The sequence below is a fragment of the Croceitalea vernalis genome (assembly GCF_031846405.1).
GTDB classification, from domain to species: Bacteria; Bacteroidota; Bacteroidia; order Flavobacteriales; family Flavobacteriaceae; genus Croceitalea; species Croceitalea vernalis.
In genome coordinates this window covers 159,351-176,009 of the sequence record NZ_JAVRHU010000002.1, presented here as the reverse complement: position 1 = coordinate 176,009, position 16,659 = coordinate 159,351, and the positions used below count along the sequence as shown (strand labels likewise).

The 16,659-nt window shown below is 35.2% G+C and carries 16 protein-coding genes; 10 read left to right on the top strand and 6 right to left on the bottom strand.

Annotated features, from left to right (window positions below):
- Positions 1–32 precede the first annotated feature (32 nt).
- The 7 genes from RM520_RS07185 to argE all read left to right on the top strand — a co-directional run bounded on the left by RM520_RS07185 (position 33) and on the right by argE (position 7,006).
- Positions 33–491 carry a DUF6146 family protein gene (locus RM520_RS07185; RefSeq protein WP_311387486.1) on the top strand — a complete coding sequence of 153 codons (459 nt, stop codon included), beginning with the start codon at positions 33–35 and terminating at the stop codon, positions 489–491.
- Between the two features lie 30 nt (positions 492–521).
- Complete coding sequence (locus RM520_RS07180; protein ID WP_311387485.1) at positions 522–824, top strand: DUF6787 family protein; 303 nt, start codon at positions 522–524, stop codon at positions 822–824.
- A gap of 56 nt (positions 825–880) precedes the next feature.
- The gene (locus tag RM520_RS07175) at positions 881–1,183 is read left to right on the top strand and encodes a hypothetical protein (protein ID WP_311387484.1); all 303 of its coding nucleotides are present in this window, start codon (positions 881–883) and stop codon (positions 1,181–1,183) included.
- Positions 1,184–1,238: 55 nt separating this feature from the next.
- Positions 1,239–3,635, top strand: coding sequence for a TonB-dependent receptor (locus tag RM520_RS07170; RefSeq protein ID WP_311387483.1), 2,397 nt, complete (start codon positions 1,239–1,241; stop codon positions 3,633–3,635).
- 23 nt (positions 3,636–3,658) lie between these two features.
- The gene (locus tag RM520_RS07165) at positions 3,659–4,213 is read left to right on the top strand and encodes a type 1 periplasmic binding fold superfamily protein (protein ID WP_311385042.1); all 555 of its coding nucleotides are present in this window, start codon (positions 3,659–3,661) and stop codon (positions 4,211–4,213) included.
- 217 nt (positions 4,214–4,430) lie between these two features.
- A complete protein-coding gene (locus tag RM520_RS07160; protein ID WP_311387482.1) occupies positions 4,431–5,834 on the top strand; it encodes a YfcC family protein in 1,404 nt (467 codons plus the stop codon).
- 5 nt (positions 5,835–5,839) lie between these two features.
- On the top strand, positions 5,840–7,006 hold the full coding sequence (gene argE / locus RM520_RS07155; protein ID WP_311387481.1) for an acetylornithine deacetylase: 1,167 nt from the start codon (positions 5,840–5,842) through the stop codon (positions 7,004–7,006).
- Positions 7,007–7,053: 47 nt separating this feature from the next.
- Here argE and RM520_RS07150 read toward each other — a convergent pair whose 3' ends face one another.
- From RM520_RS07150 to msrA, 3 genes are read right to left on the bottom strand one after another with little or no spacing between them, the layout of a single operon-like run.
- A complete protein-coding gene (locus RM520_RS07150) occupies positions 7,054–7,353 on the bottom strand; it encodes a hypothetical protein (RefSeq protein ID WP_311387480.1) in 300 nt (99 codons plus the stop codon).
- Between the two features lie 54 nt (positions 7,354–7,407).
- On the bottom strand, positions 7,408–8,007 hold the full coding sequence (gene folE / locus RM520_RS07145; protein WP_311387479.1) for a GTP cyclohydrolase I FolE: 600 nt from the start codon (positions 8,005–8,007) through the stop codon (positions 7,408–7,410).
- A 2-nt stretch (positions 8,008–8,009) separates the two neighbouring features.
- Positions 8,010–8,573 (bottom strand): peptide-methionine (S)-S-oxide reductase MsrA, encoded by a 564-nt coding sequence (gene msrA / locus RM520_RS07140; protein ID WP_311387478.1) that lies wholly within the window; start codon positions 8,571–8,573, stop codon positions 8,010–8,012.
- A gap of 152 nt (positions 8,574–8,725) precedes the next feature.
- On the opposite strand from msrA, the gene RM520_RS07135 reads away from it, so the two are divergent.
- From RM520_RS07135 to RM520_RS07125, 3 genes are read left to right on the top strand one after another with little or no spacing between them, the layout of a single operon-like run.
- Complete coding sequence (locus RM520_RS07135; RefSeq protein WP_311385036.1) at positions 8,726–9,388, top strand: ABC transporter ATP-binding protein; 663 nt, start codon at positions 8,726–8,728, stop codon at positions 9,386–9,388.
- A 1-nt stretch (position 9,389) separates the two neighbouring features.
- A complete protein-coding gene (locus RM520_RS07130) occupies positions 9,390–9,944 on the top strand; it encodes a CPBP family intramembrane glutamic endopeptidase (protein ID WP_311387477.1) in 555 nt (184 codons plus the stop codon).
- The gene (locus RM520_RS07125) at positions 9,941–10,705 is read left to right on the top strand and encodes a TIGR02757 family protein (protein WP_311387476.1); all 765 of its coding nucleotides are present in this window, start codon (positions 9,941–9,943) and stop codon (positions 10,703–10,705) included. The genes RM520_RS07130 and RM520_RS07125 overlap by 4 nt, the downstream gene beginning before the upstream one ends.
- On the opposite strand, the gene RM520_RS07120 is transcribed toward RM520_RS07125, so the two are convergent.
- The 3 genes from RM520_RS07120 to RM520_RS07110 all read right to left on the bottom strand — a co-directional run bounded on the left by RM520_RS07120 (position 10,706) and on the right by RM520_RS07110 (position 16,358).
- Positions 10,706–12,775 carry a fasciclin domain-containing protein gene (locus RM520_RS07120; RefSeq protein ID WP_311387475.1) on the bottom strand — a complete coding sequence of 690 codons (2,070 nt, stop codon included), beginning with the start codon at positions 12,773–12,775 and terminating at the stop codon, positions 10,706–10,708. It abuts the gene before it with no gap.
- A gap of 110 nt (positions 12,776–12,885) precedes the next feature.
- Positions 12,886–14,691 carry a cytochrome-c peroxidase gene (locus tag RM520_RS07115; RefSeq protein ID WP_311387474.1) on the bottom strand — a complete coding sequence of 602 codons (1,806 nt, stop codon included), beginning with the start codon at positions 14,689–14,691 and terminating at the stop codon, positions 12,886–12,888.
- A gap of 116 nt (positions 14,692–14,807) precedes the next feature.
- Positions 14,808–16,358, bottom strand: a complete 1,551-nt coding sequence (locus tag RM520_RS07110) for a PhoX family protein (RefSeq protein WP_311385031.1) — start codon at positions 16,356–16,358, stop codon at positions 14,808–14,810.
- Between the last annotated feature and the right edge of the window lie 301 nt (positions 16,359–16,659).

The window sequence follows — 16,659 nt, the reverse complement described above, 5'->3', positions numbered from 1 at the left end:
TTACTAAATGGCTTTTTTTATATCTTAAAGTCATGAAAAAGAAGCAATTATATTATTACATCATTTTAGGATTTTTGTTCATCCTTGGACCTATGATTTATGGACAAGATGATGAAATTGTGCTTACAGCAAGTGAAAAAGAGTTATTCGATAAAAACCTTGACAATGAAAAAGCGGAAGTATCTAATGATTCTGAATATGATATTGTTATTATGGACATTGGTTTTAATCAGTGGCTTACAAGAATTGCACAACCCAAAGGATATTATACCCAAAGCTATATGGAAAATCGTAACTCCATTTATGTTTTAGAATGGAACCGTAGAGTTTTAGACCCTTATTCATTTGACCCTCAACTTTATGAACTTCAAATTAATTATGAATTTGGTGTAGATTATGGCTATGATGTAAACTATCAACTCTATAACTACTTTATTTATTTTCAAAGACGCTACAAACAACGTTTAGGTCCTTTTCTTCCTCGCATTTAATATTCTAAATTTGTCATCGAAATCAAAGCGATGGAAAAACTTAAAAAACGCTGGGGCATTGACTCCAACTTTCAAATTATTATCATATTTATTGTGTTTGCAATTACCGGTAGTGCCTCTGCCAAATTAGCCGCACCGTTGACCGAACTAATTGGGTTAAAAAGAGAATTAGTTTCAGGCTGGATTTATTGGCCAATTAGAATATTACTGATTTTTCCAATCTATCAAGTACTTTTAGTTTTCTTTGGATGGCTATTTGGGCAATATAAATTCTTTTGGGCTTTTGAGAAAAAAATGCTCAAACGCCTTGGTTTAGGCTTTATTTTTAAATAATATTATGATTTTGTTAACAATCTAGGTATTCTTAAATAGCCTAAATTCGCAACAGCATGAAAGATTTTTCCAAAATTGTAACCTTACTTTCATTCGTTACTTTAATTTTTATTAAAGTATCGGGTTTTCATGTATATTCCCATGCTGATAATGATTTAGATGATACTATAGAAAATTGCCATACTTGTGAATTGGCAATTGAACAGCAACAGAATACTTTTACTACACCAGTTATTTTTGAGTTTGAAGAAGTTCTACTTATAGCGGATATTACTTTAAATGCAATTGAAGATAGATATTTTATCAAAGAAGGAACACCTTCTGACTTCTTTTCAAGGCCGCCTCCTGCAACTATTTAATACCCATTTTAAATAGATTTCTATCCTAATATATTAGGACTCACAATTTTCCTTTATGAAATATTTAATGTCAATTATGCTGTTATTCAGCACTTTAACTAATGGAATTGCCCAAAGTTGTAATTCTAGTTTAAATGGAAGAGTTATTGATTATCACAATAACACGGTGTTAATCAATGCGTCCATTTTACTAATTAAAGAAAATATTGAAGTAATCAGTGATAAAAACGGGAACTATGCTTTCGCTGGTCTATGCGATGGTGAATATGAATTAGAAGTGTCACATCCATCCTGCGCTACTTTGATTATCCCAATAACCATTAGTGGTAATACTTCTCTTGATTTAAAATTAGAGCATCATTTAGAGGAATTAGAGGAAGTAAAAGTGATTGGTAATACAGTTTTTGATAAAACCAACTCAGCCCAAGAAGTTGTTTTAAAAAGCGAAGTACTTGAAAGTTTTAGTACCGCGACCATTGGTGATGCACTTAAGCAATTAGGTGGCGTCTCAACACTTAACACAGGAGCCAATATTGTTAAACCTGCTATTCACGGATTAAATGGAAGCCGAGTACTTATATTAAATGATGGGGTTCGAATGCAAGATATGGAATGGGGTGATGAACATGCCCCAAATATAGATATCAATTCAGCCGGCACAATTTCCGTTGTTAAAGGCGCATCCGCATTACAGTATGGTGGTGACGCCATTGGAGGAACTATTATTTTAGAACAGGCGAAATTTCCTATCAAAGACACTTTATTCGGTAAAACATTAGTTAATGGCGTAAGCAACGGACGTGGTGGAAACATAGCTTCTGATTTCACAAGAGTATATAAAAATGGTTTTTTCATAAAAGGGCAAGGTTCTTTTAAACGATTGGGTGACCAAGAAGCCCCTGATTATATATTATCAAATACAGGTATTAAAGAATTTGGTGGCTCTGTAGAATTAGGCAAACGATTGTTTGAGTGGGGTCTAACGGGTCGATATTCTTATTACGATGCTGAAATAGCAATATTGAGGGCTTCCCACATTGGAAATGTAGACGACCTTATTCGAAGTATTAATAGCGGCCAACCTGGGGTTATTTTACCTTTTACTTATGATTTAGGAAACCCCAGACAACAAGTAAGACACCATTTAGGTAAACTACATTTTTACAAAAGATTTGAAGGACTAGGCAAATTGAACGTTCAATATGACTATCAAAACAATAGAAGGTTCGAATTTGATGTTAGACGCGGCGAACGAAACGACCAAGCTTCCATCGATTTAGAATTAGAAACTCATACGCTTTCTACAGATTTTAAATGGGATAGTAATGATACTTTTCAACTACAATTTGGCTTAATGGGTAGGTATCAAGACAATTTTGCAAATCCGGCCACAGGTGTAAGAAGATTAATACCAGACTATGAAAAAATTGATTTTGGAAGTTTTGTAATTGGTGAATACCAACTTAATAATGAATGGACATTTGATGCAGGGATCAGATATGACTACACCAAAGTTGATGCCTTAAAATTTTATCAAACCACCAGATGGGAAGAACGTGGTTATGATATTGATTTTCCTGAATTAGTTATTGATGACAGGGGAACACAACTGCTAACTAATCCAGTTTTCAATTACAATAACATTTCTGGGACTGTTGGTTTTAATTATAAAACAAGCAATGATAATAATCTAAAATTCAATTACGCACTTGCTCAAAGAGCTCCAAATCCTTCAGAGTTATTTAGTGACGGCTTGCACCATTCTGCCGCTAGAATAGAATTAGGAGATATTAGAATTGGAAGTGAAACCTCGAACAAATTAATGGCATCATATAATAGATATTTAATAAAATGGGGCTTCTCAATAGAACCCTATGCAAACTATATTAAAGATTTTATTCTTTTAGAGCCAACTGGTGTTGAGTTCACATTAAGAGGTGCTTTTCCTGTTTGGTCTTATAGACAAGCTGATGTTAGAATATTAGGTGTTGATATGTCTGCTTATTCAGATTGGACAACTAATTGGAGAACAGAACATATATTTTCAATAGTTAAGGGTAATGATCTCGACAGTGATGAGGCGCTAATCAATATTCCATCAGCAAATTTTACAAATACTTTACTTTTCTCAAAAGAAGAATGGAAAGGGTTAAAACTCTCACTTCAAAGTCAATATATTTTGAGACAAAATGAAGTTCCAGATAATATTTCAGTTTTTTCGCCTGAACAACAAGAGGAGGTAATTTTAGCAATTAACACTGCTCCAGGAGCCTATCATATTTTGAATTTTAATTCAAAAATGAATTTTAGTCTTGGTAAAAACCTTTTAACAACCTCACTCACAATCAATAATTTATTAAACACCAATTATAGAGAATATTTAAATCGTCAGCGCTATTTCGCTGATGATTTAGGTAGGAACATTATTTTACAATTAAAACTCAATTATTAATTTTTAATCATTTATTATTTGTTATGAAGACCATCAAATTTTTATCAATTTTAGCCTTAAGCGGAGTTTTGTTTAGCTCATGTTCTGATGATGACGATACACCAGAAGAAGTAAACGAAGAAGAAGTAATTACAACAATGACTGTTGTGTTAGTACCTCAAGGTGGCGGCGACACTATTACGTTGCAATCACGAGACATCGATGGTGACGGACCTGGTGCACCAGAAGTTACAGTTTCTGGTTCTTTGGCCGGAAGTACTACGTATACTGGTGGAATAGTTCTTTTAAATGAGACCGAAACACCGGCGGAAGATATTACTGAGGAAGTTGCTGAAGAAGATGACGAACACCAATTCTTTTTTGAAACCACAGGGTCTATTGCTGGCGTTACTTATGGTGATACTGACGGTGACGGTAATCCAGTTGGAATTGTTTTTAGCTTAGAAACGAATACCGCTGGAGCAGCCTCAATCACAATCACATTGCGTCATGAGCCTAAAAAACCAAATGACGGTACTTTAGCAGATGCCGGTGGAGAGACTGATATTGCTCAGACTTTTAGCTTAACAATTATGTAATTTTTTAATTTACTTATTTATGGGAGTTGATTTACTCCACTCCCTTTTTTATTTTTCTTCATTTATTTAATTTCGGATTTTTAAAGTAAATCAACAATCCCAGCAGATTTTCTAACTTCGATTTTTACTTCACATTTATTTAATATTAATTCATCAAAATTGATTTGCACAGGTTATATTCGTAAAGATTAACGTATGATATGTTGACACCCCTTTAGTGAGTAAAACTAACTTCAAAATAACATCGCTTTTTAGTCGTATTCCACATGCCATTACCATGTTGTTTGGCATTATAATTCTGGTTACTATATTAACTTATGTGCTACCTGCTGGGACTTATGAACGAGTATTAGTTAATGGGCGTAGTACAGTTGTTCCTAACTCCTACTCCGTTATCGATTCAACTCCAATTGGATTATTGGATATGTTCAAGGCAATTCCTTTAGGCTTTAAAGCAGCAGTCGAAATTATTTTTATTGTTTTAGCAGGCGGTATTATGTTCAGTTTTATGGAAAAATCGAAAGCTGTTGAGAATTCTGTTGGAACGCTAGTTAAAAAACTAGGTCTTAAGAATAAGCACTTAATTATTGTACTTATGACCTTTATATATGGTTTATTAGGTGTTGCCGTTGGTTATGAAAATAATATTGCAATGGTTCCTATAGCTGCTGTTTTAAGTTTAGCCCTAGGTGGAGATTTAATTTTAGCGGCAGGTATTTCTGTCGGGGCTATGACAATTGGTTTCGGGCTTTCTCCTATTAATGCATACACCGTTGGCACTGGACACAAATTAGCAGAACTCCCCATGTTTTCTGGTGCATTATTGCGTAGTATTCTTTGCTTTTCTGCTTTAAGTGTAATGGCCTATTATAATGTTCGCTATTTTAAAAAGATTACTAAAGACTCATCAAAAAGTTTAGGAAAAGGTCTTGATACAAGCAACTTAACCCTATCAAAACCTATTCAAGACTACTCCATTAGTAAAAACAATTGGATGGTCATTGGTATATTTATTGGAGGACTCATTGCTATTTTATATGGAGTTTTCAATCTGCATTGGTACATTAATGAACTTTCAGCGGTATTCTTGATTATTGCACTACTTTGTGGACTAGTTTCAAAAATGAGTGCTACAACTATGAGTGAAACAGTTTTAAAGGCCGTAGCACTTGCCTCTCCCGGAACTTTTATGGTAGGTTTTGCAACATCAATCAAAGTACTTATGGAGATGGGAAATATTGGTGACACCATATCATATCAGCTCTCCACTTTGTTAGAGGGGTTACCTTTATATGCCTCGGCTATTTGCATGTCAATTTCTCAATCAGTCATCAACTTTTTTATTCCGTCAGGTAGCGGACAAGCCTTGGCAACCCTACCTGTTATGTTACCGCTTGGAGAAACTTTAGGCTTATCAAGACAGATTACAATACTAGCCTTTCAAATTGGTGATGGATTATCAAACCTTATCAATCCCACCCTCGGCGGTCTAATTGCCATGTTAAGCATGTGCCGAGTGCCTATTGACCGTTGGATTCGTTTTATTTTACCTGTTTTAATCAGTGTGCTATTCCTAGCCTTTTTGGCTTTGATTATAGCCGTTACCATAAATTATAGATAATGCTTATGAACGTAGAAGAAGTTTTACAGAAATTGGTTTCATTCCCGGTATTAGGCGGACAAAGTAATTTGAGTATACTTAACTGGATTAAAGAAGTATTGGAATCTCGTGGTGTTACTGCTTATTTAGTGCCAAACAAAGAGGGGAATAAGGCATCGCTCCATTGTAGAATTGGGCCTGAAGTTGATGGTGGTGTTATTCTATCAGGACATATGGATGTTGTGCCAGTAGAAGGTCAAGAATGGACTACGGATCCTTTTGTTCTAACAGATAAAGGTGATGGAAAATTATACGGAAGAGGTTCATGTGACATGAAAGGATTTTTAGCTTGTTGCATCGCTGCATTACCACAAATGCTTGAAGCAGATTTAAAGAAACCCATTTATTTTGCATTTTCATACGATGAAGAAATAGGATGTTTAGCCGCTCCTGAACTGGCTAGAGCTATTAGAACGCATTATTCAGAAACTCCAAAGTATGCACTAATCGGAGAACCTTCCATGATGGAACCCATTGTTGGACAAAAAGGTATTTATATCATGGAAACCTATGTTAACGGTTCTGCTGGTCATAGCAGTCGTATAAAACAAGAAGTTAGCGCAATACATGAAACCATGCGCTTGATTTTATGGTTGGAAAACAAAATGGATGAATTAATAAAAGACAATCGTATAGATGATAGGTTTCACCCTCCACACTCCTCTATTCATATTGGATTGGTTAATGGCGGAATTGCTCCAAATGTAATTGCTGACAAAGCTTATTTTTATTGGGACTTACGGACTATTCCTATGGATGACATACAAGGGATTGTATCTGATTTTGAGACTTATTGTCGACAACGAGAAAAGGAACTAAGAAAAATATTTCCTGGATTTGCCATTAAAAATGTGGAACACCATCCGTCAGTACCACATTTAGATACTAAAGCAGATGATGACATCGTAGATTTAATAAAAAGAATTTCAGGAAATTCAAAACTAGATACAGTCTCTTATGCGGCGGAAGCAGGTCAATTTGCTAACGAAGGTTTTCAAGCAGCTATTTGTGGACCTGGATCAATTAAGCAAGCCCATAGAGCAGATGAATTTATCGCTAAAGATCAACTACAAAAAGGTATGTTAATGATGAATAAATTAATTGAAGAATTATCAACCGCACAGTTTTCCTAGGATACGAAAATTGAAGTTTTAAAAGTAAAATACTATAAAACTTTGCTTTAGATATCAATTATTTTCTTTGCTTTTTTTCCGCTCAATAGGTAAGTGTATATCCACATAATCGTAAACGTGGGTATGACATCAAGACCAGGTATAATTTCCTCTATAAATGTAACTATACCAGCGGCTTGACCTATTTTACCTTTGTACATTCTTGTCATTAGCCAACCAGCGGCAGGTGCCCAAAAAACATCTAACATATCACCAATACCTGGTGCTAGATAAGAGGCCATACCTATAGCATCAAACAATAAACCTAGAAAAAGGTTTCTAATTTTTTTATCCTTCATTTTTGACATATCGAAAAATAGTAATTCCAAATAATATACAAACAAAAGGAATGCCAAAAATTACTAAGACAATTTTGAGCTAATTAACTTTAAAAATTCATTACGGGTTTCAATTTTTTCAAACTGACCTCTAAATCCAGATGTGGTTGTTACTGAATTTTGCTTTTGAACACCACGCATCATCATACACATATGAGATGCCTCAATGACAACAGCAACTCCCTTAGGCTTTAAGGTTTCATTTAAACATTCTAATATATCATGTGTTAGGCGTTCTTGAACTTGAAGTCGTCTGGCGAAAACATCAACAATTCTAGGGATTTTACTCAAACCTACAATATGACCGTTTGGTATATAAGCAATGTGTGCTTTTCCAAAAAATGGGAGCATATGGTGCTCACAAAGGGAGTACACCTCAATGTCTTTAATAATGACCATATCATCATAGTCCTCTTTGAACATGGCCCCTTTTAATATCTCAGCGGCATCTTGCTGATAACCTTGGGTCAGAAAAAGCATAGCTTTTGCAGCGCGTTCAGGTGTTTTTGTGAGTCCTTCACGATTAACATCTTCGCCGATTTCATCAATGATTTTAGAAAATCTCTCTTTGACTTCGTTGGTAACTTCAATATTGTATTCTTCTAAGTTTTTGTAAGGTGCCATAGTTATGCAGTACTCTTTTTTAATTTGTTGGCGTAATATTTTTTAATCTTATTAATTTTTGGGTCAATGATAAATTGACAATAAGGCTGTCGTGGATTGGAATTATAAAAATCTTGATGATCTTCTTCCGCCTTATAAAAAGGTTTTTCTTCTGAAATTGCTGTTACAATAGGGTTCTTAAAAACTCGCTCTTTCTCTAAAAACTCTATAAAATCTTTAGCCTGTTGTGCTTGTATCGCTGTGGTGTAAAAAATTTCACTTCGATATTGCGTCCCTACGTCATTACCTTGTCGATTTAAGGTAGTTGGGTCGTGAGTAGCAAAAAATACCTCCAACAATTCTTCAAACGAAATCTCGGTTGGATTAAAAGTAATTTTAATACCCTCCGCATGGCCAGTTCGCCCTGAACAAATTTCTCTATATGCCGGATTTTTAATGGCACCACCAGTGTAACCAGATACTACCGCTTCAACACCTTTTAGCCGCTGAAACACCGCCTCAGTGCACCAAAAACAACCATTGGCAAAAATAGCTATTTCCGTCTTTTTGTTATTTTGTTCACTCATTTTTCGTAAATGTTAAACATTTTAATTGATTTTGCAAGTTGGCCCTTGCTTTTAACTTTTGCTTAATAGTCGTTAAATTGTGTAAAACCTTAAAACTGTATTTTTGTTCTAAAGGTAGTTATATGTACTTTCATATCTAATAGAATTGGTAGATGATTAAAGCTAGTAATGTTCAAAAATACTACGGGGATTTACAAGTATTAAAAGGAGTAAATTTAGAAATAAAGAAAAGTGAAATTGTTGCCATTGTTGGAGCTTCAGGTGCTGGCAAAACTACGTTATTACAAATTTTAGGAACTTTAGATAGTCCAACAAACGGCAGGGACAGCACTGTTGAAATCAACGGAATTAAGGTTACTGGGTTAAGTGCAAAAAATCTGGCTAAATTTAGAAATGAGCATGTCGGGTTTATCTTTCAATTTCATCAATTACTACCAGAATTCAGTGCGCTAGAGAATGTCTGTATTCCTGCCTTTATTAAAAAAACCAATAGAGCTGAAGCAGAAAAAAGAGGAAAAGAACTTTTAGATTTTTTAGGTCTTTCTGACCGATATCATCATAGACCAAAAGAACTCTCAGGTGGCGAACAACAACGTGTTGCAGTTGCAAGGGCCTTAATCAATAACCCATCAGTAATTTTTGCGGATGAACCAAGTGGAAATTTAGATTCTGAAAGTGCAGAAAATTTGCACAGGCTGTTCTTTAAATTGAGGAAGGAGTTTGGTCAAACTTTTGTCATAGTTACTCACAATGATGAATTAGCAAATATGACCGATAGAAAATTAGTCATGGTAGATGGCCTAATAAAGAATTAATATGCTAAAGGAAGTTTGGAGTTTTTTTAAAAATCCTACCTATCTTAATGAAGATTACCAATTAAAAGAAAAAACTACAATTTTTTTTAAACTCGTTCTTTTGATTGTAGCCTTTAGTTTAATGCTAGGCTTATTGATGCAAAGTATTAGCATGCTTGTAGGGTTTGAAAACGAAAGTCATGCGGTAGTAGAAATGTTTGAAAAATACTCTGCTTTAATGATTTTATTCTTAGCAGTAATAGCTGCTCCTGTATTAGAAGAATTACTTTTTCGAGCGCCATTAGCCCTATTTAAAGAATCTAAGTTTTTTAAATATGCATTTTATATTTCAGTATTTCTTTTTGGATTAGTCCATATTGGTAATTTTGGGGAAATAGATGGTTATTACTGGTTAATACCAGTCTTAGTAGCTCCACAAGCTTCTGCCGGTATATTTCTTGGATTTATCAGAACCAAATTAGGACTAGTTTGGTCAATGCTTTTACATGCTGCACATAATCTAATTTTAATCGGACCCTTTATTGTTATGAAAACTTTGGATATTCCTTTTGAATGAATAAAACTGAGTTAAAATCATTTTTAGATGAAAAGGCAGAACACTATGAAAACCCAAAATTTTTAGAGGCTGACCCTATTCAAATCCCACACAATTTTAATAAAAAAGAAGCAATTGAAATAAGCGGATTTTTAACAGCCACAATTGCCTGGGGTAATCGAAAGAGTATCATTAACAATGCATCGCGGCTAATGCAACTAATGGATAATGCTCCGTATGATTTTGTTATAAATCATCAAAGTTCTGATTTAGACAGTTTATCAAGTTTTGTCCACCGTACTTTTAACGGCGATGATTTAAAATACTTTATCACAGCACTGCAAAATATTTATAAAAACCACGGAGGCTTAGAAACTGTATTTACCAAACACCAAGAAAACCGATCATTACAAACAACCATAAGTGTATATAAATCAATTTTCTTTGAGTTAGAACACTTAACACGAACTCAAAAACATGTTTCAGACCCATTAAAAGGTTCGGCCGCTAAACGCATCAATATGTTTTTAAGGTGGATGGTTAGACCAGCTATAAGAGGCGTTGATTTTGGACTATGGAAAACTATTCCACCTTCCATATTATCGTGCCCTCTTGATGTACATTCTGGTAATGTGGCTAGAAAGCTTAAGCTTGTAAAGCGAAAACAAAATGATGCTAAAGCCCTGTTAGAACTTGATAAGAGTCTGCGTAATTTAGACCCAAATGACCCCGTAAAATATGACTTTGCCCTATTTGGTTTGGGGGTATTTGAAAAGTTTTAGTTAAAGGGCATCTAAAACTTCTTGTGGCAATAGCACTTTGTCTATAAAGTGGATTACCCCGCTCAATACTTCGATATCAGCCTTAGTAACATTTGCAGGTATACCCGTTTTATCGACAACGGCCGCACCTGAGCTTAAACTAATCGTCAATTCTTCACCTTGTAAAGTACCCGCGGTCTGACCATCCACTAACATTTGAGAAGTTACTTTAGTACCGTCTATTAAATGATATGACAGTATGGTCGTTAATAATTCTAGCTCTTCTGCGGTATTAAAATCTGCCAAGGAATCATATCCTTCTAGTGAGGCAAACAAATCTAAAAAAGCATTATTAGTGGGTAAGAAAAAAGTAAACTCTTGTTCTAAAACATCTTCAAACTCGTTTCCAAGTAATATGATTAAATCTTGAATAAACGCCGATTCTTCCAAAGAGTCAATGGCGTCTATTATAGTATCATTAATATCATTGGCTATACTTTCAACAACAGATGCTGGCAACAAAACTCTGTCAATAGTATGTATTACACCATTCTTTGCTGTTATATCAGTTAGCTCAATCGCCGCAGGAGCTTGAAATACATCGACAAGACCAAATCCGCTTTCCGTAGTGACAACATCTAAAGTGTTGTCTCCTGACAATGTATTTATAGTAGAGACGGACAAATCTGAAGAGGTAGTAGTACCAGGTAGCACATGATATAGTAATATCTGACGCAATAATGCTATCTCCTCTTCTGAAGTGAAATCTTGTAGGCTTGTAAATTGACTACCAAAAACAGCTAACAAACCTGAAAGCGCATCATCTGTAGGTGCAAAAACTGTAAATGGACCTTCACTATCCAAAGTTTCTAACAGGCCTGTAAGCTCTAAGGCTTCTTTTAAAAATGTAAAACCTTCTGTTTCTTCAACTAATTCAGCAATAGTTTTACCTTGAACTTCATTTAAAGAATCTAAAAACTCTTGTACCTCTGCGGGGATTAAAATCTTATCAATAATATGTACTACTCCATTTGAAGCTTCGTTATCAGCAGAAAGAATGTTTGCATCAACGTCAGATGCGTCACCAACAACGAAGGTGCCTCCAGAAGCAATAATTTCTATGGATTCGTTGGTAAGTAATGTTGGAACACTACCGACGGTCAAATCTGTAGACATGATATGGCCATCAACGACATGGTACAATAAAATTTGCTTTAATATTTCAATTTCAAGGAAGTTATCAAAATCGTCAAAGCTATTGAAACTATCACCCAATGCGTCGAACAACTCATCTGCAGCGGCATCAGTCGGTGCAAATACCGTGAATGGGCCTTCAGCACTTAATTCATCAACTAAACCGGCCTTAATCAACGCTTCTTCCAATAGGGAAAGTTCTTCTGTTTCGGTAACTAGTTCAACAATACTTGGCTTCGGAAAAAGTTGGTCTAAAACTGATTGGGGCAATAAAATTTTATCAATAATATGAACAACACCATTAGATGCTTCATTATCGGCATCAACGACCTCTGATTTTTCATCCGTTTTATCTATAACAAATACGCCGGCGTCAATCTCTACTTGTAATTCTTCTGATAGCAAAGTTTCTAATACCTGGCCATTAGAAAGGTCAGTGGAAAAAGCGGCCGTAGTTGCGATAACATGGTATTTTAATATTGCTTCTAGAAGTTGTTTTTCTTCGTCTTCATCAAAATCCTCTAGAGTTTCAAATCCTTCTAATTGAGCCAATAAAGAAATAAAAGCATCGTTTGTTGGAGCAAATATGGTAGTTGACCCTTCCTCAGAAAGCAAACCTAACAACTCAGTATCATCCACAATTCCTATAACCTCAACCAATGTGCTTAGACTCTCTAAAGATCCAGCCAGTTCAGCAAGATTAGGCAACGAATTAACCGTATTATCAAGGTCATCTTCAGTATCATCTGTTCCTTCGGAATTTTCGGTGTTTTCGGTATTTTCTTCTCCCGTCGGGTTGGGGTTATCATCATTTTTACTACAAGAAAAAACAAGTAAAAGAAAAAGAAAAAGGACAATTTTAGTAATTGGGATTGAAAGGATTCGATTCTTAGTCATTTTGGTGTTCTTAAATTTTATGAAAAGTTAAGTTTTTGATTTTCTAATTAAGTCAATCAAATCTTAACAATCTGTTAGGTCTAGTTTAAATTTTTATGAAAGCCATATTATTAATCATTAATATCCTCACCAATTTCAATAAATTGGTTATCTGTAAGAGTTTTCATAAATGAAATGACATCATTTATTTCATTTTCGCTAAGGTTTAATGAATCAGCAGGTAAGGTTTGATAAGGTACATCAAGACCCATACCTTGTCCACCACCAACATTATAAAATTGTATAACTTCTTCCAAGCTATTATAAACACCATTATGCATGTATGGAGCTGTTAATGCTACATTTCTCACTGTTGACGTCTTAAAGAAGTTTCGTTTTTCCTCAACTTTATAAGGGAAGTATTGTCCTGGGTCTTCATCTAATATAGGATGTTCAAAACTTGCATTTTGTGGTACACCTAGGTTCTCAAACTCTGATTCCATGTATTTAGGCGGTACCGTACCATTGAACGCCGGTGGAAAATGACAGGTAGCGCAAGCCGCTTTACCCATAAAGAGATTAAATCCAGAAATTTCTTCATCTGTGAGCGTCTCCTCATGTCCTTGCATGTTTCTATCAAATTTAGAATCAAATGGTGCGAGACTTCTGATATAAGTGGCAATGGCATGACGCGCATTTCTATTATTAATTTTTCCGTTGTAAAGCGAGTCAAATTGAACAGTATATTTTGAATCTGATTGAATGCGTTGCTCCATCTTATCCAAATCCATATGAAACTCATTTTCATTATTCACAACGTTCACGATTTGATCTTCTAGCCCTGTGGCACGACCATCATAGAACATGGCTTTTTGATAAACCGCATAAGTTAATGTAGGGGTATTACGCTGTAGTTCCACATTTCCCTCTCCTTGCGCCTTTTTAAGGCCATCTGTAAATGCTTTGTCTTTGTTATGACAGCTAGCACAACTTATATTTCCAGTACTTGAAAGAGACTTGTCATTAAATAGCATACGCCCAAGCGCAACACGTTCTTCAGAAATTTCCGGTGAACGAGGAGGTGCAAATTTTTTGATATTAAAAAAATCTTTATTGAAAAGATTGTCAGCGGTTGAATTCAAGTTACGTGAGGTATTCAATTTTATATTCCAATCTTCAGCAGTGTCATTGATAAGCGCTAGTTGTATGTTCGTATGGTTTTTTATGAAATGATACCTATTAAATGTATCAAAATCCCCTGCTTTTAAGTCTGATATTGTATTATCTATTTCCTTTACCCAAGATTGATATAATTCTTTGGACGTAAAAGCCTGCTCATAAATGTCAACAATTTCTTTTATGGTCTCATAATTAAAAATAGCCTCGTTCAAAGAGTTGGCCAACATAGGAGAGTCAAAACCTGTAATACCTTTGGTAGCAACATTTACAATGGCATCACGCAGCATCTTTAGATGATGTCTATCCATTTGTCTTATCAGAATATGATTTTTGCGAATGTAGGGTATTCGTACTTTTAAATATTGAATAACATATTCAACATTTTTATTTTCAAATCCGTCTTCGGCGTACAAGAGTTCTTCTAATACTTGATAACTCTTGGGTTTCATAACCTTTATGTCAGTATAGTCATCAATTTCAACTTTTAATAAATTGGGAGCATTCATGGATAGGTAATTCTCGTAATCATATGCAATTAGCATAGGCTCCGCTCTTTTATACCACTCCCTACTCTTTAAAAAATTAGCTTTATTTTCATCCAATGCTTTCAATGTGTCTACTTTTTGAATGTAGTAGGCGGCACTATCCAAAGTTTTAAAATAATGTGTTCGAATATCTTGATTGAACATGGACTGCTTATCAGCAGAAACGGTTTTAGTTGCCTTTTTTTCTTCTACACAGGCAAAGAAAACTAACAAAAAAATAATTGGAAATAGGAATCTAATCAACCTCATCACAAAATATATAAATCTTTTAGAACAAAAAGGTTCCCGCTACGCGGGAACCCAAATTGTTTAACTTTTAAAAGCAAAGACTATCTTTCTAGTCCAGTTATCTTAAACAAGAAAGAACCCTCTAGTCTTGCGGCATCCTCAGTAATAGCTGTTGAATCGAAGAACTTCATACCATCAGCTCTTACAGCAGTTTCTGGGGTAGTTCCGAAATTCCATCCATGAACTTGAGCGCCACCAACAAAAGTTGGTTCAGAAGCTCCGATGATATCCGTAACGTCAATTAGACCAGTAATTTCCCAATTGCTGGATGTAACTCCATAACCCAAAGCTGCAGCACCTTCCTGATTACATTCCATTACTTCTTTAACTTCTCCAGTGTTTAAGTTGTATTGCCATAATTTAGCAAAACCTTGAATTTCTGGATTTAAATCAGCATAACCATTTGGATCCTCTTGAACGTACGCGTAGTTCTCGGTAACCAAAATGTTATCAGGTGAGTGCATACCATCGGCCTTACCACCTTCTAAGTCACCATCCATAACTACTACTAATTTAGCATCACCGGTTGGGTCATCAGGATTCATGATTAACTTATAAACACGTCCAAAAGTAGTACCTCTGTTAGCTAAGTCAGGGTTATCTGAGCGGTATCTTCCGGTAGCATTGAAGTAAACTTCTCTGTTAGCTTCAGCAGAACCTCTTCTCCAGTCAATATCCTCAATTCTTTGGAAACCGATGGCCAATGAATCGATTGCTTCTTGATTAAGCTCCGATATAGTTCTTTCAGTTACCTTAACCCATTCCACATCATAGGAAACATCTTCAGCCATACCCATTTCAAATAATTGACCACCTTCATTAGGTAATGTTTCAACCGGATTTTTACCACGTAGTACATAAAGGTCACCACCACTTAAATCACCTAAGCCACCCACGTACATTGCGAAGTGTCCTTCAGGATATTCATTATTGCTATCATCATCTCCCATGAAAACTACAGTTTGACCTGGGAAAGCGTCTTTACCGATAGCAACTGCATTCTCAGTTGACCACTCACCTAATGCAGGAAGCCTATCTGCCTGAACTCTGTCTTCAGTATCACGGAACGGATTTACCGAGTAAACCCCTTTGGCGTTTCCACCCCATTCACCACCAGATAGATACAGTGGACCAAAACCATGCTCTTCAGGGGTAATAGAAGAACCTGAACATTGAGCAGTAAAAGCAGTTGCTGTTGCGCTTACAATGTAATCACCTTCATAAGGTTGCAAATCAGAATTCATCATGATTCGTGCAATAGAAAAATCAGATTCTAAGTTGTTGATGAAAGCATAAGTACCATCTCCGTTTGGGTAAAGTGCTGCACCATCCATAAAAGACCCGTAAACAAAAGTAGAATCAGAAGGCAAAATATCAGCTGAAGATAAAATCATGTTTAATTCTGCACTACTATTAAATTCACCTTTAAGCGTAAAAACGCCGTCTGGTACTACTGAACTTGTAAGTGGTTGCATTTCCATTGTTGGCTCGTCGTCATCGCCGCCGCCGTCGCCAATAAAATCATCAATTTGGTCACAGGAGGTAGCCATAACTAAGCCACCAAGTAATAGTAAATTTTTAAGTGTTTTCATTTTCAATTTTAGGTTTAGAAAGAAATTATTATAGGATTCTGAACCAAATGTACCTATCAATTGGGCTTAGTGCTGTTAACTAAAAATGGTCATAAAATGAACTAAACTTCATTTTAATGTTAAATAGTTAAATAAATGTTATTACTTAGAAAGATTCTTGATAAAAAATGATTCTGTTTAAGAATACTTAAATAAAATCTAGACTAAATTCAATTATTCTCAGATGAAAAGATGAATGTTTACGATACTATTACTATTGTAAGAGAACTTATCTAAGGTTTAAACAAAACTATTTAGAAGA